Below are 11,800 nucleotides of genomic sequence, written 5' to 3' on the forward strand. Positions count from 1 at the left end.
GAAAGCGACGGCTATGCCAATGCGTTTTTCTTTCCGGGGCAGTACTACGACTATCGCTGGCCTGTCCAGCTGGCCGGTTACGACACCATCAACACCAGCGCCCAGGATCCGCGCGCGGCGTTCCCCTGCGCCCCGGGCGAAACCCTGTATGTCAACGATGCCACGCCGGGCCTCAAGACCTGTAACAACGGCAGCATCAAGATCCGTGGCGACTGGCGCGAAACCATGAGCACCCACTGGTTCCACGACCACATGCTCGATTTCACTGCGCAGAACGTCTACAAGGGCAACGCGACGATGATGAACTACTACAGCGCCCTGGATCGCGGTAACGAAGCCTTCGAAGACGGCGTCAACCTGCGCCTGCCCAGTGGTTCGGCGTTGCCTTGGGGCAACCGCGACTATGACGTCAACCTGCTGGTGGCCGACAAGGCCTGGGATCAGAACGGCCAACTGTGGTTCAACCCGTTCAACACCGATGGTTTTCTCGGCGATCAGATCCTGGTCAACTGGCAGTACCAGCCGCGCCTGAATGTGCGGGCGCGCAGCTATCGTTTCCGCATTCTCAATGGCTCGGTGTCGCGCTTCTTCAGGATCGCGCTGGTGCGTGAAGTTGTTGGCACCGGCGGCGAATTCCCCGGACCTGCAGGTTCCGGTCTGTCCTATACCCGCGTGCCGTTCCACATGATTGCCAACGACGGCAACCTCATGGAACACGCCGTGCCGTTCGACGGCAGCATGGACCTGGACGCTGACGGCGACCTGCAGGACCACAACGCCATCCTGCCCACCCAGGGCATCGCCGAGCGTTTCGACATCATCGTCAACTTCTCAAAATACGGGATCAAGACCGGCGACAAGCTGTACTTCGTCAACCTGATGGAACACCAGAACGGCAAGGGTCCAGAGCCTGTACCGCTGAGCCTGGCCGATGTGCTGTCCGGGAAGTACAAAGCGCTGCTCAAGCTGGGCAGCAAAGGGCTGGAATGGGACGCCGGCGACCCGGTGGTGGGCAAGTTCATGCAGCTGGTGGTCCAGTCTTATGCCGGCCAGGACGTGAGCATGAACCCCGCCGACTACGAACCCGCCAAACCGGGCAAACCGGCCGGCAAGACCATGATCCCGCTGACCCTCAACCGTGACGACCCGACGGTGCAGGCCACGCTCAAGGCGGCGCGGCATCGCGAGTTCACTTTCGGTCGCTCCGACGGTACCGACGAACAACCCTGGACAATCAAGACCGACGGCGGTTTCGGCTTCCAAATGGACCCTCGAATCATCAGCGCCGCTCCGCAACTGGCTAACGGCCCGACCCCTGCCGGGTTCTCCGGCGACGGCACCCTGGAAGTGTGGAAAATAAGGAACGGCGGCAACGGCTGGAGCCACCCGGTGCACGTGCATTTCGAAGAAGGCATCGTCCTCAACCGTGACGGCAAGGCGCCGCCGGAATGGGAAAAATGGGCCCGCAAGGACGTCTATCTCATCGGCGAAGGCATCGACAGTTCGAAGGACGTGGACATTGCGATCCGCTTCCGTGAATTTGCCGGGACCTACATGGAGCACTGCCACAACACTCAGCACGAGGACACGTCCATGCTGCTGCGTTGGGATGTCGAGCACCCCGGCCAGTTTCAGTTGATGCCAACACCCCTGCCTGGCTGGGATGGCGTCACCTACGTCAATTCTGCTGCGCTGCCGACTTTCCGCACTGGCGATAAACATGTCGAGGACGGCGATAACCAAAAACCGATCGCCAACGCCGACAGCGCCATCAGCAACACCGGCCAACCGGTGATCATCAACGTCCTGGCCAACGACAGCGACCCTGACGGTAACGTGCCACTTAAAGTGGTGGGGCTGGAGCAACCGGACTCCGGCAAGGGCGTGGTCAGCACCGATGGTACGCACGTGACCTACACACCACCGGCAACAGTCCCCGCGCCGTTCACCGCGACCTTTACCTATAAGGCCGCCGACGCCAAGGGTGCGGAATCGGCACCGGCGACGGTGTCCGTGGCGGTCTCGGCAGCGGTCAACGAGAATCTGATCGTCACCAGCGCTACCGTCACCGCCCGCAGCAACAGCCGCTACTACTGGGTCTTGTCCGGCACCACTTCGCGTGGCACGGGCAATACCATCACGGCGACTGCCACGACCACAACCGGTACGGTGAACCTTGGCGCCGCCACCCTGACGCTTACGCCTACAGGCGCACGTTGGCAGATAGCGGTGACGACCGTCGGCAGTGGCCCGTCGCCTAGCCCGACAGCGACCATCAAATCGGCCTTCGGCAAAACCGTGACGGTGCCAATAAAGGCGAACTGAGTACAACCAGGTTTTGGCGATGAGGGCCTCATTGAGGCCCTCTTGCTACAAAAAAATTGACAACTTACCTGGTTGTAAAATTTCCAGAATGCCAGCATTTCAAGCTGTAGCTCGGAGCTAGAGCTTCCATCGTCGGCGGACAAATGACCGTTATGGGTCGATAGCTACCGGTGAGCGTGGAAGTTCGGTTGAGCCATTCCCCACCCGGCGTATTGATCGAGCGCAGAACCTGATTGCTTTCGTAGGGCGGATAACGCGCCAGCGTTATCCGCCGTGGAGGGGCCGGCGTATTACCTATTCCGGGTTATGCGCCCTACGGTACTAGCGATGGTTGCGATAGCGTTCGGTCAAGGACCGCACGAGGGTGACGTAGGATTGCGTCTCGGCGTAGGGAGGCACCCCGTTGTACTCGACCACGGACGCTTCGCCGGCGTTGTAACCTGCCAACGCCAGCACCTGGTTGCCGTTGAAGCGCTTGAGCAGCCAGGCCAGGTAGCGCACGCCGCCACGAATGTTCTGTCGTGCGTCGAACGGATCGTCCACGGCGAAGCGCTCGGCGGTGGCGGGCATCAACTGCATCAGCCCCTGGGCGCCGGCTTCGGAAATGGCGTTGGGGCGAAACGCCGATTCGGCATGTATCACTGCGCGGACCAGCGCCCTGTCGACACCATAATGACCCGAAGCGGCTTCGATCTCCCGCCGATAGGAATGAGTGTCCAGGCGCAGTGAGGCGACCTTGAAATCCTTCGGCGCCATGCACAGATAGCAACCCTTGATGTAATAGAGCTCAAGGACATCGACCCGTGCGGAGATCCCGACGGGGCGCCGGCTCACATATTGACGAATACCCTTGTGGATAAAGGTGTACACCCGAATCCGCACCGCGCCCGGGTTGTCGTCCCGCACAAGCCGTGGCAGGGCCATTGCCTTGGCGCCGACACCAGCGCCCGCCATGCCATTCAGGCGAGTGCAGCGGGCGCTGGCGATGGCTTGGCTGGTGTAGCTGATGGCTCCGTCCCTGGCTTGGCACTTGAACATGGCGCTGGCGCACAGTGGAGCGACCAGCAAGGCCAGCTCGATGCAGCCAAAAAGGCTCTTGCGAGCCCATCGCCATGCTCTGGAACTCATCTCATCGCTCCGCGCCGCAGGCGTCGATCAGGCCTGGAGCGCCTGGCCCGGACGCTGCCTTTGGAGGGCCTGTTCTGGGTGACCCGCCTGTTGTTCTAATAGTTATACCCCTTGTAACCGGCCTTGGAACTTGCGTTGACGTACGGGCTGCCGGCGTTCCCAGGCGAAGCGCAGGCCTGGTTGCTCGCACGACGCGTCGTCCCGGCTTGCCAGGGCCGGGCGCAAGTCCGATCCGCGGGTGACGGACCCGGAGCCGGTGCGGGACAGGCCCAGGTAGGCGACGGCAAAGTTGTCATCGTTATCCGCCCGGGCCGAACTCATCCGAGAATGAAATTCACCTTGCGCACCGGCGTGATGTTTTCCCAGGTTCCCCTGAACTCCGCCGCCACCACGAACGAATCCCCCGGCCCGAAGGTCTTCGCCACGCCGTCCGCATCGGTCAGGCGCACGGTGCCTTCGAGGATGTGGCACATCTCGTCGTAGTCGCACTCGCATCTCGGTCTACGCACTGACCGAAACACGGCTGCTTCCTGCGAAGACCCAGCGGTTCATCGAGCTCATATGCGACCATCTCAACAGTGCTTAATGCCTGACGACTGGATAGGGGGCATCCCGACGCAAACGAATGTCTCCTTCTGGCCGATTCTGTTGAAAAAGTCGCTTTGCCCAAACTGCCTGATCATTGACTGGTGAAAACGCCTTTTTTGCACGCTGCCAGGTGAAATCAGAGTCCGGAAGCCACTGCCAAAAGTAAAGATTTCAATCTCGGACGCGTACTTTTCTGATGCGCAAACCATGGCCGACTTTTTCAACAGAATCGGCCGATTACTGTCTTCCACGACCGGCTGAAACCAACCCATAGAAGCCCGTTGCACCAGGTAGAAAACGGCAAAAAAACGATCATTCAATAACGTTCAAGGTCCGGGTTTCTGTGCAGCTTTATCGCGGCGCGTCCCCTGCACCACCGGGTTAGGGCTCACGTTAATAAGCTCAACCGGAACGGGTGAGTCACTGTAGACTACTGGAAGAGCTTTCTTGCCTTTTTTATCTTGACGCGGGCGGTACTCAAGGGTCAATTTATTGCCATTCCAGTACATGCGAACAATATCTGTCAAATTCATGCTTGCGGCAATTTTAAACTTTGCCGGAAGAATAGAAGCTGCAGGAATAATAGAAATTTGTAGTAGCGGTTCGATTGCATTGAGTGGATCATGCAAGGCGCAGTAGCGATTGTATGCGATTGCAGTAAGTCCAACTTTTTCGCTGGTCGCTTGTAGGATTACTCTATCCTCACATACGTAATCTTTGGCGTGTTTCACGAGACTTAGAATCAATGCAAGACCAAACAGTATCCATCCAAATTTTCGCACAAACGCTTCAAACTTTTTGTACCTTCCTTCATTGTTTCGCGTGTCGTAATGATCAATGATCACCGCAGTCAGGTTAGCCACCAGACACAGCAGCGCTCCATACATGATCCATGCTGGGTAGCCATACAGTGTTAATACCCCGCGCTTGGTGGGAATCATAAAGTTGTCGGTGACCACTCCAAATGTTCCATAGATCAGGAGGGTGACTGACAACGCTATATTCCGTAAGCGGACCTTTAAATGAACTGCGTTCGGGGTGTAAGCGGATTCAGAAACAATTGCGTTTCCGTCATTGGGTGTGTGGGTAGGTTTCTCTGGAGTAGTCTGATTTGGCATGTTTTGATTGCTCATTGCTGACTCTCCGAACCCTAACGTTGAGCTAAAGGACGCTAATTGCTACGGCCTAGGGGTATTTCATATTCTTCAATGCAAGTGTTCAGCGTGCGAGTTCAGGATAGACAATTTGCGCAACATCTGCGCTCCATCAAGTCACAGGGTATTGTGAGGCACCGACTTCATCAGGGCTGAAAAGTGTATGCTTTTGGCCAGTTCTGGCCCTTGGCGACAGGCAGAAACCAGCCACTTTCAGGACGAGGATGAATCATGCGGATGCGCATGCAGATGTGGATAGGAGCAGCGGCCAGGCCCATCAGCCAATTGATGATGGCCGCTGGTATCAGCCTTATCGCAATCGTAACCAATGTGCAGGCTCAAGCCACACATCAAGCCACACAAGCGCAGAAGACTTCATCGATCTTGCTGCCACCAGAAGCAGTATGACTGGCCGCGCCTATGAGGTGCGATGTCCAGAGGGCGCACAACCGGCACGCACCTGGCTGAAGAGGGAACTACAGAGGCAACGGCAGCTCCATTGATTTTTGCCGCTCTGGCGGAAACTTGGTTCGCCTGCATGCACGACTAAACCGTTTCCTCAGTCTCTCCTTGATGCCGATGAGTACAGGATGAAAATATGAGTAGCGGAAGTTCAAACACCAAAGCTGAGCTTTTTCGTATTCCGCGCGCGATTTGGGCTCTTGGCTTTGTCAGCCTATTCATGGATCTATCATCCGAGCTGGTGCACAGTTTACTGCCTGTGTTTTTGGTCACTACATTGGGTGCGAGTGCGTTGGCCGTCGGCGTGATCGAGGGTATTGCTGAATCGACCGCCATGCTCGTCAAGATATTTTCCGGTGCTATCAGCGACTTTATTGGTCGGCGCAGAGGAAGCGCGGTTCACCGCTGCTGAAGAACCTCGATTTAGGTTGACTGACTTCCTCAGGGCGTGAAGCTGACAGTGGCGATAGGCACAGATCGGCCAGATGCGGTCGGTCGATTGCTCTGCTGGCGTTAGTATTCGAAATTATCCTTCACGCCCGGAAAATCGAAATTTAACTACTTGAGACTCCCGGCCAGGAACTGCTGCAACCGCTCGCTTTGAGGCTGTTCCAGCAGCGTGCCTGGCGCTCCCGACTCCTCCACCCGCCCCTGATGTAGAAACATGACGTGGTTCGACACCTGCCTGGCAAACGCCATTTCGTGGGTGACGACCACCATCGTCCTGCCCTCTTCGGCCAGTTGCTGCATGACCTTGAGCACCTCGCCCACGAGTTCAGGGTCAAGGGCTGAGGTCGGTTCGTCGAACAGCATCACCTCAGGCTCCATGGCCAACGCACGTGCAATGGCCACCCGCTGTTGCTGGCCGCCGGACAAATGCACCGGGTACTGGGCCTCGACTTTTTGTGGCAGCCCCACCTTGGCAAGGTAATGACGCGCCCGCTCCAGTGCCTGCGCCCGACTGATACCGAGCACGCTCATCGGGCACTCGATGATGTTTTCCAGCACGGACATGTGGCTCCACAAATTGAAGTGCTGAAACACCATCGACAACCGGCTGCGCAGGCTCCGTAACTGCCCGGGGTTAACCACACACAACTCACCCCTTGAGTTTCTGCGGGTGAGCAACTCTTCGTCATTGACAACAATGCGCCCGGCCGACGGTTGTTCCAGATGGTTGATACAACGCAAGAAGGTACTTTTCCCGGACCCGGAGGAGCCGATGATGCTGATCACATCACCCGCCCTGGCCTTGAGCGAAACCCCTTTCAACACTTCATGGTTGCCGTAGTTTTTATGGACATCTTCAACGATCAATTTATACATTCGAGCAAGTCCGATAGGGGTCAGTGCGTCCGCGGTTTGAGGTAGGCCAGCCAATGCAGCTCGCCGCGTCGAAACAGCCAGATCAGGAAAAAAGCACTGGTGGCGTACAACACCCCGGCAATGCCAAAGGCGGTAAAGGATGCATAGGTCGCCGAGTTGACATCCCGGGCGATCTTCAGCAAATCGGGCACCGTGGCGGTAAAGGCCACCGAGGTGGAATGCAGCATCAGAATCACTTCATTGCTGAAAAACGGCAGCGCGCGGCGCAATGCCGACGGCAGAATAATCCGCCGATAAAGCGTGAACCGGCTCATTCCGTAGGCACTGGCGGCCTCGACTTCTCCGTGGGCGGTCGCCCTGATGGCGCCAGCAAAAATCTCGGTCATGTAGGCACAGGTATTGAGCCCGAAAGCCAGCACCGTGCAGTTGAAGCCGTCACGGAAAAAAGCGTTGAGAAAATCCTGGGACCGCACCACATGCAAGCTGTACACCCCGGTGTAAAAGAACAGCAACTGGATGTACAACGGGGTGCCACGAAACACGTAGGTGTAACACCAGACCGGCAGGCGCAGCAGCGGGTTGCGGCTGACGCGGGCAATCGACAACGGTACCGCGAGCACAAAACCCATCACCACCGAAAGTATGAGCAGCCACAACGTCACCGCCAACCCGGAAAAGTATGGCCCGTCACTCCACAGGTAAGCCTGCCAGTAGTCTTGAAGAATGCCGTTCATAACGCAGCCTTCCTGACACCGACCGAGTAGCGGTGCTCCAGCCACATCAACACACCATTGGCTACCGTGGTAATGGCGAGGTAGATCAGGCCGCCGACCAGGGTGAAGTAAAAGAACTGCATCGAGCCCTTGCCCGCATCCTGCGTGGCCTTGACCACATCTGTCAGGCCGATGATCGATACCAGCGCAGTCGATTTGATCAACACCTGCAAGTTGTTGCCAATGCCGGGTAGCGCATGGCGCAACATTTGCGGGAACAGGATTTTGCGAAAGGTCTGCCCGTGGGTCATGCCGTAGGCCCTCGCGGCTTCGATCTGCCCCGTCGGGACTGCCTGGAAGGCGCCGCGGAATGTCTCGGTAAAGTAGGCCCCGTAAATGAATGCCAGCGTCACGACACCGGCCAGAAACGGGTCGATATCTATTTGGGCGATGCCCAGCCAATCGGTCATCCGGTTGAGCAGCATCTGCAGGCTGAAGAACAGCAGCAACATGATCACCAGGTCCGGCATGCTGCGGATCACGGTCGTGTAAGCCGTGGCCAGCGTGCGCAACAAACGATTGGACGACAACCTGGAACTGGCGCCCATCAGCCCGGCCAGGACGGCGATCAGCAATGAACAAAGCGCCAGTTTGATGGTCGCCAGGGTGCCCAGCAGAATCTGCGGGCCAAAACCTTCCAGAAGCATCTCACTCTCCTTGTTCTTGTCAGGGTGAGGTGAAGGGGGGGCAATAGAGCGCTCGAACGAGCGCCCTGTTCAAGCTAACGACGACGCGTTACTGGGCGCCGTAGACGTCAAAATCGAAGTACTTGTTGTTGATCCGCGCGTAAGTACCGTTGGCGAGAATGGTTGCCAGGGCTTTGTTCAAATCTTCGCGCAACGCGACATCGTCCTTGCGCAGACCAAGGCCATCACCGACGCCGAAGAAGCCCGGGTCATCCAGAGTGGCACCGGCAAATTCATAGTCCTTACCCGCCGCTGTTTTCAAGAAGCCGTAACTGGCTTGAATGGAACCCTGCAACGAGGCATCAAGTCGCCCCACGACCAGGTCGGCGTACACCTGGTCCTGATTCTGATAGGAAAGAACGTCCACGCCTTTGGAACCCCAAACCGCTTTGGCATAGGACTCCTGGGTCGAGCCCTGCTCCACACCAATGCGCTTGCCCTTGAGCGATTCGAGGGTCGGCTGTAATCCCGATCCACGTTTGACCACTAACCGTGCCGGTGCATTGGACACCTTGTCGGTAAACGCAATCTGCTCCAGGCGTTTGGGTGTGATGGTCATCGAAGACGCCACCGCATCGAACTTGCGCGCCAGCAGTCCCGGGATCATCCCGTCCCAGCTGCTTTCCACCCAGACACATCGGGCTTTCAGTTCGGCGCACAACGCCTCGGCGATGTCGACCCCGAAGCCGGTCAGCGTGCCATCCTGGTTCTTGTATTCCAGCGGTGGATACGTCGGGTCCACCCCCAGCTTCAACACTTTGCCAGACCAGTCGGCCGCCCCCGCCAGGCTCGAGACCGTCAGGAACACCAGGGAAACGGCTGCAATCATCTTGTTCATTTTTATTCCTCTTCAGGCCGCAGATTTTTTACCGGCACAACGGGCGAAAATGCGCCGTCTCAACACAGAAAACGTTCGACCAGCTTGACCCAATAGCTCGCGCCCACCGGCAGGCAGCCGTCATTAAAGTCGTAGCCGGGGTTGTGCAGCAGGCACCCGCCTTCTCCCTCGCCGTTGCCGATCACCAGATAGCTGCCGGGGCACTTTTCCAGGACAAAAGCAAAGTCCTCGCTGGCCGTGAACGGCCGCAAGTCATCGATCAGGTGTTCCTCTCCCAGCCAGTCGCGGGCGACTTCATGGGCAAATGCTGTCTGTTCGGGATCATTGATCAACACCGGATGGCAATGCTGGTAATCGATGTGGACCCGGGCGCCAAAACTCTCGGCCTGGCCCTTGACCAATTCAGTGATTCTGACTTCCAGCAAGTGGCGAATCTCGGGGGTCAGGGCGCGTACGCTCAGGCTCAGGTCGGCGCTGGACGGGATGACATTCGAGGCGCTCCCGGCATGCAGGGAGCCCACCGTGATAATCGCCATCTCCTGCGGGTTAACGTTGCGCGAGACGATGCTTTGCAGGGCCATCACGATCGAGGCACCGACCACCACCGGGTCGACGGCTTTGTGCGGCACCGCGCCATGGCCACCGTTACCGATGATTTTGATGTTAACCGTGTCGGCAGACGCCATGAACGGTCCGCTGTAAAAACCCAAATGCCCGACGGGATAACCCGGCACGTTATGCATGGCGAAAATCGCATCGCACGGAAACCGTTCGAGCAGCCCTTCCTCCAGCATTTTCCTGGCACCGCCCAGCCCTTCTTCCGCCGGTTGGAAAATCAGGTGCACGGTGCCATTGAACGCCCGTGTCCGGGCCAGGTACTGACCGGCTGCCAGCAGGACTGCTGTATGACCGTCGTGACCGCAGGCATGCATGACTCCGTCGATCCGGCTGGCATAAGGCAAACCAGAGGTTTCCTGTATCGGCAGCGCATCCATGTCAGCGCGCAAGCCAATGGACCGGCCTTCGCCATTTTTCAGGGTGGCAACGACCCCGGTCTTGCCCACCCCAGTACTGACCTCAAAGCCCCACTGAGTCAAACACGCTGCAACCAGCTCACTGGTGGCGAATTCTTCAAAACCCAGTTCAGGGTGCGCGTGAATACTGTGACGTATCGCGATCATTTCATCTTGCATCGCGGCAATACCAGGCAGGACCAGGCCGGCATTCATGGGTGTTCTCCTTCGACAGGGGCTGTGCGGCAGCGAAAGCGCTGTTGGGGTCGATCTTAGGGAACGGGCGCTGGGCTGGGGAGGCGCAGTTTGGTTATGATGACAACCATTAGTTGTCACCAGGGTGAGCAGATGAAACTGCATCAATTACAGGCGCTGATTGCCAGCGCCGAAACCGGCAGTATCCGCGCGGCCGCTCGTTCGCTGGAGATTTCCCAGGCCGCTGTGACCAAAGCACTGCGCGAGTTGGAAACCAGCCAGCAGCTACCGCTGTTTACCCGAACCGCCAGCGGTCTGAACTTCACCGAATATGGCAAAGTGCTGCTGACTCACGCCCGGCTGGTGATCAAGCAACTGGAGCACGCACAGACCGAGCTTGATCACATGCGTGGGAAGGCTCAAGGCCGGCTCTGCGTCGGGATCACCCCTTGGGTTGCCCTGACCTTCCTGCCCGAAGTCGTGCTGGCTTTCCGCGAACGTATGCCACAAATCAAGCTGGAACTGTTCGAAAGCCTGATGGCCGTTGCCCAACCGCTGCTGCGCGACGGCAGCATGGACTTTGCGATTGGCCAACTCCATCCCACACAATCAACCCAGGAATTCGCCTGCGAAACCTTGCTCGATTACCAGACCTCGGTGCTGGTCCGCGAGGGTCACGCCCGACAGCATGCGCGATCAATCCACGAGTTACTGGAAGAAAACTGGACCCTGAACTACGCGCCGGACGGGCACGACGGGCTGATGCAGGAACTGTTCTGGAAACACGGCGCGCAGATTGATGAGAATCGAATCGTGCGTGCTCATTCACTGGCCATTTTGCAGATGATGGTCGAGCGGGCCGACATGTGCACCTGGGGGCCGTCCATCGTGAGCACAGCCCCGCCATTTCTGGGGCGTGTGGTATCCCTGGGGCTGACCGAGCAGTTCGAGCCCCGACAGCTGAGCATCGTGACACGCCGCAATGGCGCACTGAGCAATCCGGCGGTCTGCTTCACCGAATGCCTGTTGCAGGTCATTCGGCGCCATGCGCGCTCGGCCAAAAAGGAAGACCGCACGCTGTTTGAAACCTTACGGCTGCGGCTGTGAGGTGACCCTACGGTTTTATGTCTGATACATCAGGACGTCTTGGGTCGAATCTGGCCGTAGGTACCGGCGCCAAGCGTTCACTTCTGACTGATTTCTGCACGTGGCCAGAGGCGACTCTCGACCAAAAGCGGACGGTGGACACAGTGATGGCAAATGGGTAGCGTTACCGATGCCGCTTTCGAATCCAGAAGGCAGCAGAGCTTAC

General features: G+C 58.0%; 12 protein-coding genes and 2 pseudogenes. 6 read left to right on the forward strand and 8 right to left on the reverse strand.

What is annotated here, in order from left to right; translation table 11 throughout:
* Positions 1 to 2,325, forward strand: a 2,325-nt coding sequence (locus AC1D19_RS29505; RefSeq protein ID WP_477765469.1) for an Ig-like domain-containing protein, incomplete at its 5' end; no start/stop codon positions are given.
* Between the two features lie 321 nt (positions 2,326 to 2,646).
* Here AC1D19_RS29505 and AC1D19_RS29510 read toward each other — a convergent pair.
* Positions 2,647 to 3,453, reverse strand: a complete 807-nt coding sequence (locus AC1D19_RS29510) for a lytic transglycosylase domain-containing protein (RefSeq protein ID WP_477765470.1) — start codon at positions 3,451 to 3,453, stop codon at positions 2,647 to 2,649.
* A 317-nt stretch (positions 3,454 to 3,770) separates the two neighbouring features.
* The gene (locus AC1D19_RS29515; protein ID WP_477765471.1) at positions 3,771 to 3,974 is read right to left on the reverse strand and encodes a cupin domain-containing protein; all 204 of its coding nucleotides are present in this window, start codon (positions 3,972 to 3,974) and stop codon (positions 3,771 to 3,773) included.
* Here AC1D19_RS29515 and AC1D19_RS29520 point away from each other — a divergent pair.
* Positions 3,947 to 4,039, forward strand: a pseudogene (locus AC1D19_RS29520) (LysR family transcriptional regulator); the annotation flags it as partial. The gene AC1D19_RS29515 and the pseudogene AC1D19_RS29520 sit on opposite strands and share 28 nt — an antisense overlap.
* Before the next feature lie 328 nt (positions 4,040 to 4,367).
* On the opposite strand, the gene AC1D19_RS29525 reads toward AC1D19_RS29520, so the two are convergent.
* Positions 4,368 to 5,174: a hypothetical protein gene (locus AC1D19_RS29525; RefSeq protein ID WP_477765472.1), complete on the reverse strand. Its 807-nt coding sequence runs from the start codon at positions 5,172 to 5,174 to the stop codon at positions 4,368 to 4,370.
* Between the two features lie 252 nt (positions 5,175 to 5,426).
* Between AC1D19_RS29525 and AC1D19_RS29530 the strand changes: the two genes are divergently transcribed.
* The 3 genes and pseudogenes from AC1D19_RS29530 to AC1D19_RS29540 all read left to right on the forward strand — a co-directional run.
* On the forward strand, positions 5,427 to 5,603 hold the full coding sequence (locus tag AC1D19_RS29530; RefSeq protein ID WP_477765489.1) for a hypothetical protein: 177 nt from the start codon (positions 5,427 to 5,429) through the stop codon (positions 5,601 to 5,603).
* Positions 5,600 to 5,698 carry a hypothetical protein gene (locus AC1D19_RS29535; protein ID WP_477765487.1) on the forward strand — a complete coding sequence of 33 codons (99 nt, stop codon included), beginning with the start codon at positions 5,600 to 5,602 and terminating at the stop codon, positions 5,696 to 5,698. Before AC1D19_RS29530 ends, AC1D19_RS29535 begins: the two co-directional genes overlap by 4 nt.
* A gap of 95 nt (positions 5,699 to 5,793) precedes the next feature.
* Positions 5,794 to 6,048: pseudogene (locus tag AC1D19_RS29540) on the forward strand (MFS transporter); the annotation flags it as partial.
* 167 nt (positions 6,049 to 6,215) lie between these two features.
* Here AC1D19_RS29540 and AC1D19_RS29545 read toward each other — a convergent pair.
* From AC1D19_RS29545 to AC1D19_RS29565, 5 genes are all read right to left on the reverse strand, one after another.
* Complete coding sequence (locus tag AC1D19_RS29545; protein ID WP_477765473.1) at positions 6,216 to 6,983, reverse strand: ABC transporter ATP-binding protein; 768 nt, start codon at positions 6,981 to 6,983, stop codon at positions 6,216 to 6,218.
* 20 nt (positions 6,984 to 7,003) lie between these two features.
* The gene (locus AC1D19_RS29550; RefSeq protein WP_477756246.1) at positions 7,004 to 7,717 is read right to left on the reverse strand and encodes an ABC transporter permease; all 714 of its coding nucleotides are present in this window, start codon (positions 7,715 to 7,717) and stop codon (positions 7,004 to 7,006) included.
* Positions 7,714 to 8,403, reverse strand: a complete 690-nt coding sequence (locus AC1D19_RS29555) for an ABC transporter permease (RefSeq protein ID WP_477760428.1) — start codon at positions 8,401 to 8,403, stop codon at positions 7,714 to 7,716. Before AC1D19_RS29555 ends, AC1D19_RS29550 begins: the two co-directional genes overlap by 4 nt.
* Positions 8,404 to 8,491: 88 nt before the next feature.
* Positions 8,492 to 9,271 (reverse strand): ABC transporter substrate-binding protein, encoded by a 780-nt coding sequence (locus AC1D19_RS29560; RefSeq protein ID WP_477760433.1) that lies wholly within the window; start codon positions 9,269 to 9,271, stop codon positions 8,492 to 8,494.
* Positions 9,272 to 9,339: 68 nt separating this feature from the next.
* Positions 9,340 to 10,509, reverse strand: coding sequence for a M20 aminoacylase family protein (locus tag AC1D19_RS29565; RefSeq protein WP_477765474.1), 1,170 nt, complete (start codon positions 10,507 to 10,509; stop codon positions 9,340 to 9,342).
* Positions 10,510 to 10,605: 96 nt separating this feature from the next.
* Between AC1D19_RS29565 and AC1D19_RS29570 the strand changes: the two genes are divergently transcribed.
* The gene (locus tag AC1D19_RS29570) at positions 10,606 to 11,595 is read left to right on the forward strand and encodes a LysR substrate-binding domain-containing protein (protein WP_477760427.1); all 990 of its coding nucleotides are present in this window, start codon (positions 10,606 to 10,608) and stop codon (positions 11,593 to 11,595) included.
* Positions 11,596 to 11,800 lie beyond the last annotated feature (205 nt).

This window comes from Pseudomonas sp. P1_C12 (assembly GCF_056406435.1).

Bases quoted from the DNA above. Each gene is read 5' to 3' on its own strand.
- AC1D19_RS29550 (WP_477756246.1), bottom strand. From the start codon at position 7,717: ATGAACGGCATTCTTCAAGACTACTGGCAGGCTTACCTGTGGAGTGAC.
- AC1D19_RS29565 (WP_477765474.1), bottom strand. From the start codon at position 10,509: ATGAATGCCGGCCTGGTCCTGCCTGGTATTGCCGCGATGCAAGATGAA.
- AC1D19_RS29535 (WP_477765487.1), top strand. From the start codon at position 5,600: ATGACTGGCCGCGCCTATGAGGTGCGATGTCCAGAGGGCGCACAACCG.
- AC1D19_RS29570 (WP_477760427.1), top strand. From the start codon at position 10,606: ATGATGACAACCATTAGTTGTCACCAGGGTGAGCAGATGAAACTGCAT.
- AC1D19_RS29530 (WP_477765489.1), top strand. From the start codon at position 5,427: ATGCGGATGCGCATGCAGATGTGGATAGGAGCAGCGGCCAGGCCCATC.
- AC1D19_RS29525 (WP_477765472.1), bottom strand. From the start codon at position 5,174: ATGAGCAATCAAAACATGCCAAATCAGACTACTCCAGAGAAACCTACC.
- AC1D19_RS29545 (WP_477765473.1), bottom strand. From the start codon at position 6,983: ATGTATAAATTGATCGTTGAAGATGTCCATAAAAACTACGGCAACCAT.
- AC1D19_RS29510 (WP_477765470.1), bottom strand. From the start codon at position 3,453: ATGAGTTCCAGAGCATGGCGATGGGCTCGCAAGAGCCTTTTTGGCTGC.
- AC1D19_RS29560 (WP_477760433.1), bottom strand. From the start codon at position 9,271: ATGATTGCAGCCGTTTCCCTGGTGTTCCTGACGGTCTCGAGCCTGGCG.
- AC1D19_RS29555 (WP_477760428.1), bottom strand. From the start codon at position 8,403: ATGCTTCTGGAAGGTTTTGGCCCGCAGATTCTGCTGGGCACCCTGGCG.